General features: G+C 75.1%; 10 protein-coding genes. All 10 read left to right on the top strand.

Annotated features, from left to right (window positions below; all coding sequences use genetic code 11):
* Nucleotides 1-55: 55 nt before the first annotated feature.
* The 10 genes from ACIGG8_RS02290 to ACIGG8_RS02245 all read left to right on the top strand — a co-directional run bounded on the left by ACIGG8_RS02290 (nt 56) and on the right by ACIGG8_RS02245 (nt 16,538).
* Nucleotides 56-475 carry an ATP-binding protein gene (locus ACIGG8_RS02290; RefSeq protein WP_350519822.1) on the top strand — a complete coding sequence of 140 codons (420 nt, stop codon included), beginning with the start codon at nt 56-58 and terminating at the stop codon, nt 473-475.
* Between the two features lie 129 nt (nt 476-604).
* The gene (locus ACIGG8_RS02285; RefSeq protein WP_396544958.1) at nt 605-973 is read left to right on the top strand and encodes a cyclophilin-like fold protein; all 369 of its coding nucleotides are present in this window, start codon (nt 605-607) and stop codon (nt 971-973) included.
* Nucleotides 974-1,103: 130 nt separating this feature from the next.
* Nucleotides 1,104-1,880 (top strand): hypothetical protein, encoded by a 777-nt coding sequence (locus ACIGG8_RS02280; RefSeq protein ID WP_396544956.1) that lies wholly within the window; start codon nt 1,104-1,106, stop codon nt 1,878-1,880.
* A 409-nt stretch (nt 1,881-2,289) separates the two neighbouring features.
* Nucleotides 2,290-3,822 (top strand): methyltransferase, encoded by a 1,533-nt coding sequence (locus ACIGG8_RS02275; protein WP_396544954.1) that lies wholly within the window; start codon nt 2,290-2,292, stop codon nt 3,820-3,822.
* A 146-nt stretch (nt 3,823-3,968) separates the two neighbouring features.
* The gene (locus tag ACIGG8_RS02270) at nt 3,969-4,427 is read left to right on the top strand and encodes a DUF3592 domain-containing protein (protein WP_396544952.1); all 459 of its coding nucleotides are present in this window, start codon (nt 3,969-3,971) and stop codon (nt 4,425-4,427) included.
* A gap of 454 nt (nt 4,428-4,881) precedes the next feature.
* The gene (topA, locus tag ACIGG8_RS02265; RefSeq protein WP_396544950.1) at nt 4,882-7,752 is read left to right on the top strand and encodes a type I DNA topoisomerase; all 2,871 of its coding nucleotides are present in this window, start codon (nt 4,882-4,884) and stop codon (nt 7,750-7,752) included.
* Between the two features lie 295 nt (nt 7,753-8,047).
* The gene (gene tmk, locus ACIGG8_RS02260; RefSeq protein ID WP_396544948.1) at nt 8,048-11,587 is read left to right on the top strand and encodes a dTMP kinase; all 3,540 of its coding nucleotides are present in this window, start codon (nt 8,048-8,050) and stop codon (nt 11,585-11,587) included.
* Between the two features lie 311 nt (nt 11,588-11,898).
* Nucleotides 11,899-13,110, top strand: a complete 1,212-nt coding sequence (locus ACIGG8_RS02255) for a DNA polymerase III subunit delta' (protein WP_350519855.1) — start codon at nt 11,899-11,901, stop codon at nt 13,108-13,110.
* A gap of 344 nt (nt 13,111-13,454) precedes the next feature.
* Entirely contained in the window at nt 13,455-14,609 is a 1,155-nt protein-coding gene (locus ACIGG8_RS02250) for a hypothetical protein (RefSeq protein ID WP_396544946.1), read from the top strand.
* A gap of 258 nt (nt 14,610-14,867) precedes the next feature.
* Complete coding sequence (locus ACIGG8_RS02245; protein ID WP_396544944.1) at nt 14,868-16,538, top strand: alpha/beta fold hydrolase; 1,671 nt, start codon at nt 14,868-14,870, stop codon at nt 16,536-16,538.
* Nucleotides 16,539-16,637 lie beyond the last annotated feature (99 nt).

Here is a 16,637-nt window from a genome sequence, read left to right as displayed (position 1 = left end):
CCGGCCCGTAGGGGCCGTACTTCCGGCCCCGGTCGGAGCACCCCGAGGGGGAGAGATGGCAACCGTCGAACTTCGATTCAGTGCGCTTCCCGAGCACGTGCGGACGGCCCGCCTGGTCGCCGCGGCCGTCGCCAGACGGGCCGGGGTCGACGAGTCGGTGCTCGACGAGGTACGGCTCGCGGTCGGCGAGGCGTGCTCCCGCGCGGTCGGCCTGCACCAGCGGGGCGGCATCGGCGGCACGGTCAGGGTCGCGCTGACCGACCAGGAGAAGCGTTTCCTCATCGAGGTCGAGGACGAGGCCGGCCCCGTCGCCGTCCCGGACTCGGGCGCCGCCGACGGCGGTGAGCCGGAGGACGACACGCTGGGCATCGCCGTGATCACCGGCCTGGTCGAGGACCTGGAGGTCACCAACGGCACGGACGGTGGCCTGATCCGGATGAGCTGGCCGGTCTCGGTCGCCTCCGTCTCGGTCTGAGGCACCTCCCAGGCGCGCGGGGTCCGCTCCCCGGGCATGCGTTGACAAACTGTTGAGCCTCGCGGTTCGCTGCTTCCGGCACGACCGGGTCCGATCGCTGATCGGACCTCGTCGCGGAAGAGGAATTCCATGCGGATCCGCATCCTGTGGCCGGCCGGGCAGGCGACTGCCACGCTGGCGGCCACCCCCACCGCCGAGGCGCTCTGGGCGGAGCTGCCGATCAGCTCGTCGGCGAGCACCTGGGGCGAGGAGGTCTATTCCGGCACGCCCGTCAGCGTGCCGCGCGAGAACGATGCCCGGCAGGTCGTGGAGCCGGGCACGGTCGCCTTCTGGACGGACGGCGACAGCCTCGCGCTGCCGTACGGGCCGACGCCGATCGCACGCGACGGCGAGTGCCGGCTGGCCGGTCCCTGCAACGTCCTGGGCGCGTTGGACGGGGACGCCGCCGTGCTGCGCACCGTCCGGCCGGGTGATCCGATCCGGGTCGAGCGGGCCTGAGCCGTGGCTGCGGCCGCAGACGTGGGCGGGCCGGACGGGAGGTCGGCGGCGGGAACCGGGAACCGGGCGGTGGGGAGCGGCCGTGTAGGTTCGACGACCGATGACGACCGAAACCGAAAGGCTTCTCCCGGTGAACAAGCGACTGCTGGCCGTACCCGCCCTCGGCGTGCTGCTGGCGTTCGGCGCCGTCGGCTGCGGCGGTGGCGACGACAACAGCAAGCAGCTGGAGTCCTGGGCGTCGAACGTCTGCGGCGCGGCCAAGGACCCGATCGCCCAGTCCCGGACCGCGCTCGCGGACACCGGTCAGGTGAAGACCGGCGAGGTCCCGGCGGACCTGCAGAAGCGGCTCTCCACGGACATCGGGCGGCTGGCCAAGACCAACCAGGACATAGCGGCTGCCATCGACTCGGCCGGTGCCCCCAAGGTGCAGGACGGCGCGGCCCTGCAGAAGGACACCGTCGACGAGCTGAAGAAGGCGGCCGACGGCTACCAGGAGGTCCAGAAGAAGCTGGACGCGCTGCCCAACGACGACCAGGCCAAGTTCGCCGACGGGCTGCGCAGCGTCGCCGACCAGGTGCAGCAGCTGGCCACGCTCTCCACCCAGGCGCAGAGCAAGCTGCAGCGCGGCGACCTCGGCGCGGCGATGGCCAAGCAGGAGGGCTGCAAGCCGTCCCCGGCCGGCGCCCCCACGGGCGGCGCGACCGGCGGTGCGAGCGGTGCCCCGACCGGCGGTGCGAGCGGCACCCCGGCTCCCGCGGGCGCGAGCGCGACCCCGACCCCCGGTGCGAGCGGCACCCCGGGCACCGCCGCCACGCCCGCGCCCGGTGCGACCGACACCGCGAGCCCCGCCGCCGGCGCCACCACCCCGGCAGGCCCGGCCGGCACCCCGGCTCCCACCGCGAGCTGACCGGGCAGACGATCCCGCCCTCCTGCCAGGGGAGGGAAAGCAGCAGCCGGTGCCGCTCGCAGGAGCAGCACCGGCTGCTGCGCATCGTGGGCGCAGGCGCAGGCGCAGGCGCAGACGCAGGCACAGGCGCAGGCGCAGAGGCAGACGCAGGCACAGGCACAGGCGCAGACGGCTCGGGCTCGGCCAAGGCCGAGGAGCGCCAACAGCGAGCCGCCGACCGGCAGGGAACCACCGCGCCCGGGCTCCGGGGCGTGCGACCGGGCGCGTGGAAGCCCGGTGGGGCGCGCGTCCCGGCTCGGGCTCCCGACGGGATGCTCGCGGTCGGCCGGCCCGGAGGCGGACCTCGCAGCGCGGGGCGCCCGGGCCCGCGGCGGGCGGCGGCGGGGGATCGGCGGGGGACAATGGCGGGGTGATCAGTAGCCCCGTTCTCGACCCGACCCGCCTCGCCAAGCTGCGCGAGGCGCTGCTCGCCGCCTCGTTCACCGCCGACGGGTGCCTGGACCTGCTCGGGCCCACCGGCTATTCGGCGCTGGCCCGCAGCGAGGCGGTTCCGGCGCTGCGTGCGACACGCGGTGGCAGTCCGCTGGAGACGCTGGTGCGGCTGTTCCTGCTGCAGCAGCCGGTGCCGTACCGGGCGGCCGCCGCCGCGCTGCCGGTGGAGGACTGCCTGGCGGACGGCTGGCTGCGCCCCGACGGGGAGCTGGTGCGCGCCACCGTCGACGTCCGGCCGTACGCCAACGAGGTCGCCGGGATGCCGAGTTCGGACGCCTGGGTGGTCTCCGACCTGGGCTGCGCGGTGGGTGGCGCGGGCGGAATCGGCTCCGGCGAGACCGCGCACGGGGTGGCCCGGCAGGACCTGGTGCTGGGTGTCGGCGGTGCCTCCACCACGCTGGCCAACATCACCGTGCGCCGTCCGGTCCGGGCCGCGCTGGACCTCGGCGCGGGCTCCGGCGTGCAGGCGTTGCACGCGGCCCGGCACGCCGGCACGGTCACCGCCACCGACCTCAACCCGCGTGCGCTGCGCTTCACCGAACTGACCCTGGCGCTGTCCGGTTTCGACCACACCGAGGTGCTCTCCGGCAGCCTCTTCGAGCCGGTCGGGGAGCGGAAGTTCGACCTGATCGTCTCCAACCCGCCGTTCGTCATCTCGCCCGCCGGCCGGTTCACCTACCGCGACGGCGGCATGGCCGGCGACGACCTGTGCCGCAGCCTGGTCCGCTCCGCCGCCGACCACCTGGAGCCCGGCGGCTACTGCCAGCTGCTCGCCAACTGGCAGCACATCAAGGGCGAGGACTGGCACGAGCGGCTGGCCGGCTGGGTCGCGGGCACCGGCCTGGACGCCTGGGTCGTCCAGCGCGAGGTCCAGGACGTGGCCCAGTACGCCGAGTTGTGGCTGCGCGACGGCGGCGACCACCGCGGCCCCGGCGGCGACTACCAGGCCCGCTACGGCGAGTGGCTGGACGCCTTCGAGGCGGGCGGGGTCGAGGGCATCGGCATGGGGTGGATCACCCTGCGGGCGAGCGGTGCCGAGCGTCCGACCGTGCGGGTCGAGGAGTGGCCGCACCCGGTGGAGCAGCCGCTCGGCCCGCACATCGAGGCCTGGTTCGACCGGCAGGACTTCCTCCGCACGCACGACGACGCGGGCCTGCTCGCAGCCCGCTACCTGCTGGCCGACGAGGTGGTCCAGGAACAGGTCGGCGCGCCGGGCGCGGAGGACCCGGAGCACGTGATCCTGCGTCACAACCGCGGCATGCGGCGGGCCACCAAGGTGGACACGGTGGGCGCCGGCTTCGTCGGCGTCTGCGACGGCACGCTGTCCGCGGGCGAGATCGTGGACGCCATCGCACAGCTGCTCGGCGAGGACCGGGTGGTCCTGCGGGACCGGGTGCCGGAGTCGCTGCGGCTGCTGACCGAGCAGGGGTTCATCGAACCCGTTCGCTGACGGTCCCGCCCGCATCGCGCCCCCGGTTCACCCGCCCGTACCTCCTGGTTCGTCCAGTGGTCCCCGAACGGCTGCCCCGCGTTGGCCCTCCGCTGTGAGGCTCTGTCCACAGACTGTGGACAGAGCTGGGGAGCCGGGGGCCAGGAGTGGACACGACGACGGCGACGGTGGCCGGGCTGGTGCTCGCCCTCTTCGGTGGCGTACTGCTGCTCTGGTGCGCCGCCGAAGTGCGCCTCCGCCACCGGGTGCGCCGTCGGGGGGTGGCGGTGGTGGCCACGGTGGTGGCCGACGACGACGCGCACGGCCAGCTGGACAGCTCACCGCTGCTCTCCTTCTCGGTGCCGCCCTCGGTCGGCGGCTCCGGCGCGTGCCGGGTGGCAGGGCTCGTGCTCACCCGTCCGCGCGGGCACACCCCGCTGCGCCGTCCGGCCCGTTTCGCGCCGGGTGCCCCGGTACGGATCTGCTACGACCCGCAGCGCCCGAGCCGGGTGGTGCCGGCGGCCGGGGAGATCGACCGGGCCGCCGTCGCCGACCTGCTGTGGAGCGCCCTGGGGGTGGCCTGTCTCGCGGCGGGCGCCGGCCTCCTGGCCGCGGTCGGCGGCTGAGCGGTCCGCCCACCGGCGCGCGGTCGTCCCCGGCCGCCCGCGAGCAGTTGGTTCCAGCCACCCGTGCGGACGTTCCCGCCGACCCGCGCGCCGCCGTTCCCGCTCACCCGCCCGTCGACGTCCCGACCGCGCCTTCGGCGAGCTCCCCCGTCCGGCCGTCGATTTTCCGTTGACAGATCTTGAAATCCGTCATTCCATCCTCCGGAACCTGCCGAAGCCCGGCCTCCACGGGGCGCGAACCTCCGTCATCGGGTTACCGTTCGAGTGGCGTCGGTGAGCCCGGCAAGTGAAAAAGCGGGATCCGTCCGTTTGACAAGGGTGGCCGGGGTACGGTCACACTCCGCTGGTGGGGTGTCGTGAAGCGGCGACCCCGGGACGGTGGAGGGGTCGGGCGGAGCGCAGCCCGTGCTGCCGCGCCGACCAGCCACATAAGGACCGGGAGAGAAGAGCGAAGGTGTCCCCGAGCAGCGAGACCGCGCACGGACAGCGACTCGTCATTGTCGAGTCGCCGGCCAAGGCGAAGACGATCAAGGGCTACCTTGGCCCCGGCTACATCGTCGAGGCGAGCGTCGGGCACATCCGCGACCTGCCGAGCACCGCGGCCGAGGTGCCGGACAAGTACACCGGCGAGGTGCGCCGCCTCGGGGTGGACGTCGACCACGACTTCGCGCCCATCTACGTGGTCAACGCGGACAAGAAGTCCCAGGTCAGCAAGTTGAAGTCGCTGCTCGCGGAGTCCGACGAGCTCTTCCTCGCCACCGATGAGGACCGTGAGGGCGAGGCCATCGCGTGGCACCTGCAGCAGGTGCTGAAGCCCAAGGTGCCGGTGCACCGGATGGTGTTCCACGAGATCACCAAGTCGGCGATCCAGGAGGCCGTGGCCAACCCGCGCGAGCTGAACCAGCGCCTGGTCGACGCCCAGGAGACCCGCCGCATCCTCGACCGCCTCTACGGCTTCGAGGTTTCGCCGGTGTTGTGGAAGAAGGTCATGCCGAAGCTCTCGGCGGGCCGCGTCCAGTCCGTCGCCACCCGGCTGGTGGTCGAGCGCGAGCGCGAGCGGATGGCCTTCCGCACCGCCTCGTACTGGGACCTGGTCGGCACCTTCGGCACCGGTCGCACCCCGGCCGACGCCGCCAACCCGGAGACCTTCGGCGCCCGGCTCGCCTCGGTCGACGGCAAGCGGATCGCCAGCGGCCGCGACTTCGGCTCGAACGGCCAGCTGAAGGCCGGCAGCGCCAACACCATGCACCTGGACGAGCAGGCCGCCCGGCAGCTGGCCGCCGCCCTGGAGCAGACCGCGTTCAGCGTCCGCAGCGTCGAGTCCAAGCCGTACCGCCGCTCGCCGTACGCGCCGTTCCGCACCACCACGCTCCAGCAGGAGGCCAGCCGCAAGCTGGGCTTCGGCGCCAAGCGGACCATGCAGGTGGCCCAGAAGCTGTACGAGAACGGCTTCATCACCTACATGCGCACCGACTCCACCACGCTGTCGGACACCGCGATCTCCGCCGCCCGCGCCCAGGTCACCCAGCTGTACGGCGCCGACTACCTGCCGGACGCCCCGCGCACCTACGCCAGCAAGGTCAAGAACGCGCAGGAGGCGCACGAGGCCGTCCGCCCCTCCGGCGACCGCTTCCGCACCCCCGCTGAGACCGGCCTGACCGGTGACGACTTCAGGCTGTACGAGCTGATCTGGATGCGCACCGTCGCCTCCCAGATGAAGGACGCGGTCGGCCAGTCCGTCACCGTCCGGGTCGGCGGCAACTCCGCCGACGGCCGGGACGTCGAGTTCTCCGCCTCCGGCAAGATCATCACCTTCCACGGCTTCCTCAAGGCCTACGTCGAGGGCGCCGACGACCCGAACGCCGAGCTCGACGACCGCGAGCGCCGGCTGCCGCAGGTCACCCAGGGCGACCCGCTGGGCGCCGAGCGGATCACCCCGGAGGGCCACGCCACCAAGCCGCCGGCCCGCTACACCGAGGCCTCGCTGGTCAAGGAGCTGGAGGACCGGGAGATCGGCCGTCCCTCCACCTACGCGTCGATCATCGACACGATCATCCAGCGCCGGTACGTGTTCAAGAAGGGGACGGCGCTCGTCCCGTCCTTCCTGTCCTTCGCCGTGGTCAACCTGCTGGAGAAGCACTTCGGCCGGCTGGTCGACTACGACTTCACCGCGAAGATGGAGGACGACCTCGACCGGATCGCCGCCGGTGAGGCGCAGTCCGTGCCGTGGCTGAAGCGCTTCTACTTCGGCGAGGGCGAGGGCCACGCCGCGGGCGGCGCCGCCGAGGCCGGCAACGGCGACGGCGACCACCTGGGCGGCCTGAAGGAGCTGGTCACCGACCTCGGTGCGATCGACGCCCGGGAGATCAGCTCGTTCCGGATCAGCGACGACCTCACCCTGCGGGTCGGCCGCTACGGCCCGTACGTCGAGCGCGCCTCCGTCGTCGAGGGCGAGCCCGGCCAGCGCGCCGACATCCCGGACGACCTGCCGCCGGACGAGCTCACCATCGAGCTGGCCGAGGAGCTGCTGGCCAAGCCCAGCGGCGACTTCGAGCTCGGCCCGGACCCGGTCAGCGGCAACATGCTGGTCGCCAAGGACGGCCGCTACGGCCCGTACGTGACCGAGATCCTGCCCGAGGGCACGCCCAAGACCGGCAAGAACGCCGTCAAGCCGCGCACCGCCTCGCTCTTCAAGACGATGTCGCTGGACACCGTCACCCTGGAGGACGCGCTGCGGCTGCTCTCGCTGCCGCGCGTGGTCGGCACCGACGCCGAGGGCGCGGAGATCACCGCGCAGAACGGCCGCTACGGCCCGTACCTCAAGCGCGGCACCGACTCCCGCTCGCTCACCAGCGAGGACCAGCTCTTCACGATCACCCTCGACGAGGCGCTGGCGATCTACGCCCAGCCAAAGCAGCGCGGCCGGGCCGCCGCCGCCCCGCCGCTCAAGGAGCTGGGCAACGACCCGGTCAGCGAGCGCCCGGTGGTGGTCAAGGACGGCCGCTTCGGCCCGTACGTGACCGACGGCGAGACCAACGCCACGCTGCGCAAGGACGACGACGTCGAGACCATCACGCCGGAGCGCGGCTACGAGCTGCTCGCCGAGAAGCGGGCGCGCGGGCCGGTGAAGAAGGCGGCGAAGAAGGCCCCGGCGAAGAAGACGGCGGCCAAGAAGGCGACGGCGACCAAGACCGCGGCGACCAAGACCGCGGCCGCGAAGAAGACCGCCGCCAAGAAGACCACCACCACCAAGACGGCGGCGGCGAAGAAGACGGCAGCCAAGAAGACGGCCGCGAGCAAGAACACGACGACCGACGAGGGCTGATCGCCGGTCACCGCCGACGGGCCCGCGCCCCCGATCCCGGGGGTTGCGGGCCCGTTCGCTGTCGGCAGCCGGGTGAGCGGTCGGGCGAGTCGCGGGCGGGTCGCGGGGCGAGCGGGCAGGGCGAGCGGAGGGCGGGTCGCGGGGCGAGTCGCGGGCGAGCGGTGGGCCGGGTCGGCCTCAGCCGGCGGGCGAGACGATCGGGATCTGTGCGGGGAACGTCACAACCCGGTGATGAGCGGGATCCGGAAGCCCGTTCACCACATTCCGGCCAAGCCCCGCCCGCTACGCTGACCGTATGACGAGCGAGGAGCAGCCCACCCCCAGCGCCGCCCCGGCCGCCAGAGCCTGGGCGTCCGACCTGCCCGAGGTCGCACCCGCCGGTACCCCGGTGGACCGGGCCCGGGCACTGCTGCGGACACGCGCCTACCGGCGTCTGTGGACCACCCAGCTGATCGGCGGCACCGCCGACCGGCTCGGCCTGCTGGTGCTGCTCGCGCTCACCGTGATCGCCGCCGCCCTCGGCGGCCAGTTCGGCGACCTGCCGCGCAGCCTCTCCTTCGCCCTCGCCGCGGTCCTCGCCGTCCGCGTGGTGGCCACCGGCCTGGTCGGCGTGGCGCTGCTCGGCCCGGTGCACCAGCTGGTCGCGGGCAAGCTCGACCGGCGCTGGACGCTGTTCGGCGCCGACGCGCTGCGCGCCCTGCTGATCGGCCTCGCGCCCTGGTGGACCGTCTGGCTGAGCTCCGGCTCCAAGCCCTCCGGCGCCGCCACCTACGTCCTGCTCGCCACCGTGTTCGTCACCGGTGCGGTCGAGCGGGTCCGGGAGATCGCCAGGGCCGCCGCCGTCCCCGGCCTGCTCCCGGCGGCCGACCCCTACGCCCCGGCCGCCGAGCGGCGGCCCGCCGCCGCCAACCTGGAGACCGTCCGGGTCATCGACCGCTTCACCGGCTGGGTCACCGTGCCGCTGGCCGCCGTCGGCCTGGTCGGTTTCACCCTGCTCAACAACATCGGCGCGGCGGCCGGCTCGGACTGGCTCCGCGCCCACCAGCTCACCTTCGCGGCGCTCGGCGCGGTCGGCCTGTTCGCCGCCTCGGCCGCCCGCGGCTACCTCCAGCAGCTGCCCGGCGGTCCGGTGGCCGTCGCCCCGGTCTCCCCGCTGCAGGGCCTGCGCGCCCCGACCGATGCGGTCCCCGGCCCCGCGCTGAGCAAGGGCCGCACCGGTAGCGCCCCCTACTTCACCTTCGCCGTCGCCGCGGCCTTCGCCTCGATGGCGGGCGTCGCCGCGCTCGCGCTGCTGACCGCCGCCGAGCACCGGGCCGGTCCGATCGGCTACGGCCTGGTGGTGCTCGCCGCCACCGGGGCGCCCGCCCTCGGCGCCCGGCTCACCAGGGCCACGCTGCCCACCTTCTCCCGCCGCCGGCTGCTCGCGCTGGCGCTGCTCACCCAGGGCGTCGCGCTGATCCTGGCCGGGCTGGTGCTGGACTTCGTGCTCGTCCTGCTGCTCACCGTGCTGGCCGCCCTGGCTGCCGGGATCGTCCTCTCGGCCGGGCGCACCCTGCTCGCCCAGGAGGTCGAGGAGGCCCGGCTGCCGAAGGTCACCGAGCACCTGTACGCGGTGCTGCGGGTCGTGGTCGCCGCCGCGCTGGTCGTCGTCCCGCTGATCGCCGCCGCCTACGGGGACGTCGATTACGGCACCGCCGAGCCCGGCTCGTTCACCTTCATCCACGGCGGCGCGGCCCTCGCCGTGGCCACCGCGGGGCTGCTCACGCTGGTGCTCGCCGCCGTCGTGCTGGTGCGCACCGACGACCGCCGGGGCACCGTGCCGTTCGGCCGGGACCTGGTGGACGCGCTGCGCGGCGCGGCCGGCCCGGTGCCGCACCGGGGCGCGGGCACCGGCTTCTTCATCGCCCTGGAGGGCGGCGACGGTGCCGGCAAGTCCACCCAGGCCCAGGCGCTCGCCGAGTGGATCCGCGGCAAGGGGCACGAGGTCGTGCTCACCCGCGAGCCCGGCGGCAGCCCGGTCGGCCAGCGGCTGCGCGGCCTCGTCCTGGACGTCGGCAACACCGGCCTGTCGCACCGCGCCGAGGCACTGATCTACGCCGCCGACCGCGCCGAGCACGTCGAGAACGTCATCCGGCCGGCCCTCGCGCGCGGCGCCGTGGTGATCACCGACCGGTACATGGACTCCTCCATCGCCTACCAGGGCGCCGGGCGCGACCTGGCCGCGACCGAGGTCGCCCGGATCTCCCGCTGGGCCACCGGCGGGCTGCTGCCCGACCTCACCGTCGTCCTCGACGTCGACCCGACCAGGGCCCGGGAGCGCTTCACCGAGGCGCTGGACCGGCTGGAGTCCGAGCCCACCGAGTTCCACCAGCGGGTCCGAGCCGGCTTCCTCGCCCTCGCGGCCGCCGACCCGGCGCGCTACCTGGTCGTGGACGGCAGCCAGGCACCCGGCTTCGTCACCACCGCCATCCGGCACCGGCTCGACCGCGAGCTGCCGCTCTCCGAGCAGGAGAAGGCTGCCCGCGCCGAGCAGGAGCGCCTCGCCCGTGAGGAGGCCGAGCGCCGCGCTGCGGAGGAGGCCCGCAAGAAGGCCGAGGAGGAGGCCGCCGAGCGCAAGCGGCAGGAAGTGCTGGCTCAGCTGCGCGCCGAGCAGGCGGAGAAGGAACGGCTGGCCAAGGAGGAGGCCGAGCGGGCCGCCGCCGAGGCCCGGCGCAAGGCCGAGGAGGAGGCGCGCCGTCGGGCGGCGGCGGAAGCCGAGCGCCGCGCGGCGGAGGAGGCCAAGCTCCGCGCCGCCGAGGAGGCCCGGCTGGCGGCCGAGGCCGCCGAGCGCAAGCGGATCGCCGACGAGGCGGCCGCCCAGGCCGAGCTGCAGCGCCAGCGCGAGCTCGCCCGCGAGGAGCAGCGTCGTCGGGCGGAGGAGGCGCTGCAGCGGGCCGAGGAGGCCCGGCTGGCGCAGGCCGCCGCCCTGGCGGCAGCGGCCGAGGCGGCCGAGACGGCAGCGGACCGGGCGGCCGGGCGGCCGGGGTCGACCGGCGGGGACGCCGTGACCACGGAGCTGCGGGTGGTCCGGGAGACGCCGCAGGACGCTCCGGTTCGGGACGCTTCGGACCAGGGTGCTCCGGTTCGGGACGTGCCGGTTCGGGACGTGCCGCAGGAGTCGGCGCAGGGCCCGACGGACGGGCTCGGGGACGAGGCGACGCGCGAGCTGTCGCTGCGGGACCGGCAGACCGCGGTCCGGGCCGCCGATGCCGCCGAGGCGCGCAGGGCGGCCGGAGCCGCCGGGGCGGTCGACGAGACCGCCAAGCTGCCGGTGGTGCCGGCGGTGGACCAGACGGCCGTGCTGCCGGTGGTGCCGGCGGTGGATCAGACGGCCGTGCTGCCGAAGGTGCCGGCGGAGGCCGCCGACCGGACGGCCGTGCTGCCGCGGGTCGGGTCGGACCGCCCGGTGGACGGTACGCGTGAGCTGCCGCGAGTCGGCGGGGAGCCGACCGCGCAGCGGCCCCAGGGCCAGCCGCAGCCCCAGGGCCGGCAGCCTCAGGCCCAGCCTCAGCCCCAGGCCCAGCCGGAGCCCCCGTCGGCCGCCGAGCGGTCGCGGCCGGAGTGGGCCGAGGAGACGCCGATGGACGACCTGCCGAGCCTCACCGACACCCTGCTCGGCTCGCACGACGAGTGGACGCGTTGGGAGCACGCCAGCCCGGCGCAGGGCGCTCCGCAGCAGGGTGCGGACCCGCGCGACGGGTTCGGCCAGGAGGGCCAGGACAGGCAGGAGAAGCAGGAGAAGCAGGACAAGGGCGACGGCAAGGGCAAGGGCCGTCGCTGGGGCCGCCGGGGCTGACCGGACACGACGCGGCGGCGCCGCCGGGGCAGGTCCCCGGCGGCGCCGCCTTGCTGTCGGGCGGGCGCCGGCGCCGGTGTCGGCCGGTGGTGGTCCCGCCATCCGCCCGTGCCGTCCGCCGGTGCCGTCCGCCAGTGCCGTCCGCCGATGCGTCCCCCGGTGCCCTCCACCGGTGCCTCCGCGTGCTGCCGTCCGCTTCCGGGCCCGTCCGTCGTGACCCGGACGGAGCAATGGCTGTCAGGGCGGAGACGTATGCTCGACGGCGGGGAAGAGGCGCCGCGGGCGCTGCCGTACGGAGCTTGGGAGCAGCAGTGGCCGTCTGGGACGACCTGGTGGGCCAGGAGCGGGTGGTCGAGCAGCTGACCGCCGCGGCCCGGGCGGCCGGGGCGACGGTCGAGGCCGGTCGCGGGGCAGCACCGGTCGAGGGCGGGAACGCCTCGCTGATGACGCACGCCTGGCTGTTCACCGGTCCGCCCGGCGCCGGTCAGGTCACCGCCGCGCGGGCCTTCGCCGCCGCACTCCAGTGCACCAGCCCCGACCTCGCGCTCGGCGGCACGCCCGGCTGCGGATTCTGCGACGGCTGCCACACCGTGCTCGCCGGCAGCCACGCCGACGTGAAGTACGTCCGGACGGACGGCCTGTCCATCGGCGTCGGCGACATGCGTGACCTGGTGATGCGCGCCTCCAGCTACCCGACCGGCGGCCGCTGGTCGGTGATCCTGGTGGACGCCGCCCACCGGCTCACCGAGGCCGCCGCGAACGCGCTGCTCAAGGGCGTGGAGGAACCCTCCCCGCGCACCGTCTGGCTGCTCTGCGCCCCCTCCGTCCAGGACGTCCTGCCGACCATCCGCTCGCGCTGCCGCCTGCTGGTGCTGCGCACCCCCGCCGCCGAGGCGGTCGCCGACACGCTGGTGCGCCGCGACGGCGTCGACCCGGAGACCGCCCGGCTCGCCGCGCTCGCCGGGCAGGGCGACATCGAGCGTTCCCGCCGCCTCGCCGTCGACGAGCAGGCCCGCTCCCGGCGTGCGGAGGTGCTGCGGATCCCGCTGGAGGTCGGTGACATCGGCGGCTGCCTGGCCGCCGCCCAGCGCCTGGTCGACACCGCCAAGGCCGACGCCGAGGCGCTCGCCGAGACCCAGGACGCCAAGGAGACCGACGACCTCAAGGCGGCCTACGGCGCCGCCGAGGGCAGCAAGGCGCCGCGCGGCATGGCCGGCGCGGTCAAGGAGCTGGAGAAGCGGCAGAAGAGCCGCGCCACCCGTACCCGCCGGGAGACCCTCGGCGTGGCCCTGCTCGACCTGCTGGGCTTCTACCGGGACGTGCTCGCGATCCAGCTCGGCTCCAGCGGCGCGCTCGCCAACGAGGACCAGCGGCAGGCGCTGAACCGGGTGGCCCAGGCCGGTCCGGCGGAGGGCACGCTGCGCCGGATCGAGGCGGTGCTGGCCTGCCGCGAGGCGTTGGACCGCAACGTGGACCCGCTGCTCGCGGTCGAGGCGATGACGGTGGCGCTGCGCGCGGGCTGAGCCGACCGCGGGGTGTCCGCCCGGTCGTCCGCCGGCCCGCTCTGCCCCGAGGCGCTTCTGCTCCGACGCGCTCTGCGGGGCCTCGCTCCGCCTGACCGGCTCGGTCCGACCGCTCCGCCTGACCGGCTCGGTCCGACCGCTCCACCGGCCGACGGCCGTACGCCTGCCGGAGCCGGTGCGCTGTCCCACCTTCGAGTGAACGGGCGATACGCGCCGGGCACACCCGCGTGTGACCGTCCGCCGGTTGTGCACGCTGGGGGCCGACTGCGCCCGGACGGGCCGGTCGCCTCCCGTACGCGCCGGGTCCGGTCCGGCGCCGGCCCTCCTCCGAGGCGGTGCGTCGCATGGTTCGTTCGCTCCTCGTCATCCCCCTACTGGCCGCCGCGCTCGGCGGGATCTGGCTAGCCCGCGGGGCCCTCCAGCGCTGGCGCGACCTGCGTGCCGCCGAGACCTACGAGCTGGCCGGCGACCGGTGGCCGATGCTGGTGCGGGCGGGCGGCGCGATGGTCTGCGGGGTGTGCGTCACCGGATTGACGCTGCTCACCGCGCTCGGCGCCTTCGGCGGCCTCGGTCGCGGCGACCGGCAACCGGACCGGTCGGAGCCCGTCGTGGACACGGCGGGCGCGGACGCGGGGGCAGCGGGCGGTGCGGCCGTCCGGCAGCAGGCGGTGCCCCCCGCGGCCACCGAGTCGGCCGCTGCCGCCCCCGGCACGGCCGCCACCACGGCCCCTGCGGTGGCCAGCCGCTTCGACAGTGTCGGCCACCCGGGCGGCGGCGAGCTGCTCCAGTCCGCCGTGCTCGGCCCCGACGGGCGTCCGCGCAACGTCCGGGTCTGGCTGCCGCCGCAGTACGCCAAGGAGCCCAACGCGCGCTTCCCGGTCGTGGTGATGCACGCGGCCGCGCCGCGCAAGACCGCCGACGCCGAGGTGCCCGACGTCTTCGAGGGCATCGGTTCGGCGCTGCAGACCGGCAAGTCCCGTCCGTTCATCCTGGTCGCCCCCGAGGCACCCAACGGCACCGCCCACCCCTGCGAGCTGGTCGCCGCCGCCCCGGCCGCCGTCGCCGACGACGCGGCGCTGCGCACGACCATCGCGGCCTCCTTCCGCACCCTGCCACCCGGCCCGGCCTCCTGGGGTGCCCTCGGCGTCGAGGGCGGCGCGCCGTGCGCGGCCGCCGCCGGGCTGGCCCGCCCCGACCTGTACGGCGCGGCCGCCGCGGTCTCCGGCCGGTACGACGCCGCCGCGCTCACCCAGACCGGCGCCGAGGCCCCGACCGGCAGCGCGGCCAAGCTGCTGCTGGCCGCCGCCAAGGCCGACGCCGCCGGGCTGGACGCGGCCCGCAAGCTCCAGGCCTCGCTCAAGGCGGGCCCCGGTCCGGCGGCCAAGGCCGAGGTGCGGATCTCGGACAACGTGCAGGACTTCACGCCCGACCGGGAGCGGCTGCGGCTGGTCCGGCAGGCGGCGCAGTTCCTGGCCGAGGCGCTGGCCAAGTCGTCCTGAGGGAGCGCCGAGCGGGCGTTACGCTGCCCGGTACCCCGGGGTGGGTGCCGGGCAGCGGCGCATCCCCCGGGTTCCCCGCGTCCCCCAGCCCTCCCGTCTCCCTGTCCTCCCGTCCTCCTGTCTGTCTTCGTGTCATCACGTCATCACGTCATCACGTCATCACGTCATCACGTCATCACGTCATCACGTCATCACGTCATCACGTCATCACGTCATCGCGTTTTCGTTCCTTCGACCCCTTCTGAGGAGAGCAACCGGATGAGGGCCTTCGGGCGGGTTCGGGTACCGGCCGCCGCGGTGCGGCTGTCGGCCGCGGCGGTGGCCGTCGGGCTGCTGGCGGGCGGGTGCAGTTCGGGCCCGTCCGGGGTGCCGGGGGCGGCCTCGTCCGACTCGGCCCGCCCCGGTGGGTCCTCCGCCCCGGGCCCCGGCACGTCGGGGGCCACGCCGCTGGAGCCGCTGCCCGCCGACGTCCCGGCCGGGCTCGCGCCGTACTACGCGCAGCGGCCGGCCTGGCAGTCGTGCGACGGCGGGTTCGAGTGCACGACGTTCCGGGTGCCGCTGGACTACGACCACCCGGGGGACGGCGACCTCACCCTCGCTGCCGCCCGCTCGGTGGCCGACCCCGCCGCGGCCGGGGCGGTCACCGACGCCGGCGCGGTTCCCGGCGCCGGCGCCCACGACCCGCGGCTCGGGTCGCTGCTGCTCAACCCGGGCGGGCCCGGCGGCTCGGCGGTCGAGTACCTGGAGGCCACCGCCCGGACGTTCGACAGCGGGGTGCGCGCCCGGTACGACCTGGTCGGCCTCGACCCGCGCGGGGTGGGCCGCAGCAGCCCCGTCACCTGCCTCAGCGGCGACCGGATGGACGCCTTCACCGCCGTCGACCTGACCCCCGGCGACCAGCGCGGGATCGACGCACTGGTCGCCGCCGACAAGGAGTTCGCCGAGGGCTGCCGGAAGCAGGCCGGTCCGGCACTCGGCCACCTCAGCACCGTCGAGGCCGCCCGGGACATGGACGTGCTGCGCGCCCTGCTCGGCGACGAGAAGCTCAACTTCGTCGGCAAGTCCTACGGAACCTTCCTCGGCGCCACCTACGCCGGGCTCTTCCCGAGCCGGGCCGGCCGGCTGGTGCTGGACGGAGCGATGGACCCGGCGCTCGACTCGGTCACCGGCAACCGCACCCAGGCCGGCGGTTTCGAGACGGCCTGGGCCGCCTTCGCCAAGGACTGCGCCAAGCGCGAGGACTGCCCGCTCGGGCGAACCGAGCAGCAGGCCGGCGAGCGGCTCACCGCCCTGTTCGCGGCCGTCCGGACCGCCGCGCTGCCCACCACCGACAACGGGCGGCGGCTCACCGAGGCCCAGGCGACCACGGGCGTCATCGAGGCGATGTACGCCGACTTCCTCTGGCCCAAGCTGCGCGCCGCCCTCGCCGACGCCGCGGCGGGCGACGGCACCGGGCTGCTGAAGCTCTCCGACGCCTACTACGGGCGCGAGGCGGACGGCTCGTACCCCAACCTGATGTTCGCCAACACCGCGGTGAACTGCCTGGACCTGCCCGCCCCGTTCAGCGGGCCGGAGGACGTCCAGCGGGCGGTGCCGGACTTCGAGCAGACCTCGCCGCACTTCGGGCGGGACATGGCCTGGATGGCGCTGACCTGCGCGTACTGGCCGGTCCGGGCCACCGGCGCGGCGCACACCATCCGGGCGGCGGGCGCCGCCCCGATCGTCGTCGTCGGCACCACCCGCGACCCGGCCACCCCGTACGCCTGGGCCCAGTCCCTGGCCGGGCAGCTGGAGTCCGGCCGCCTGCTCACCTTCGACGGGGACGGCCACACCGCCTACGGCCGGCACAGCGCCTGCGTGGACGGCGCGGTGAACCGCTTCCTGCTCACCGGGGAGGCCCCTGAGCAGGGCAAGCGCTGCGACCGGTAGGGGCGCGGGCGCCGGCGGCCGGCAGGTAGTTTTCGTTTCAATCGATTACCGGTGCGACGTTACGATGAGCGCCCCCCTCTGCCGCCCTTCCCCCACAGG

The organism is Kitasatospora sp. NPDC085464 (assembly GCF_044541955.1).
GTDB lineage: Bacteria > Actinomycetota > Actinomycetes > Streptomycetales > Streptomycetaceae > Kitasatospora.
The sequence above is the reverse complement of the archived record's forward strand: the minus strand, read 5'-3'. Positions and strand labels throughout refer to the sequence as shown.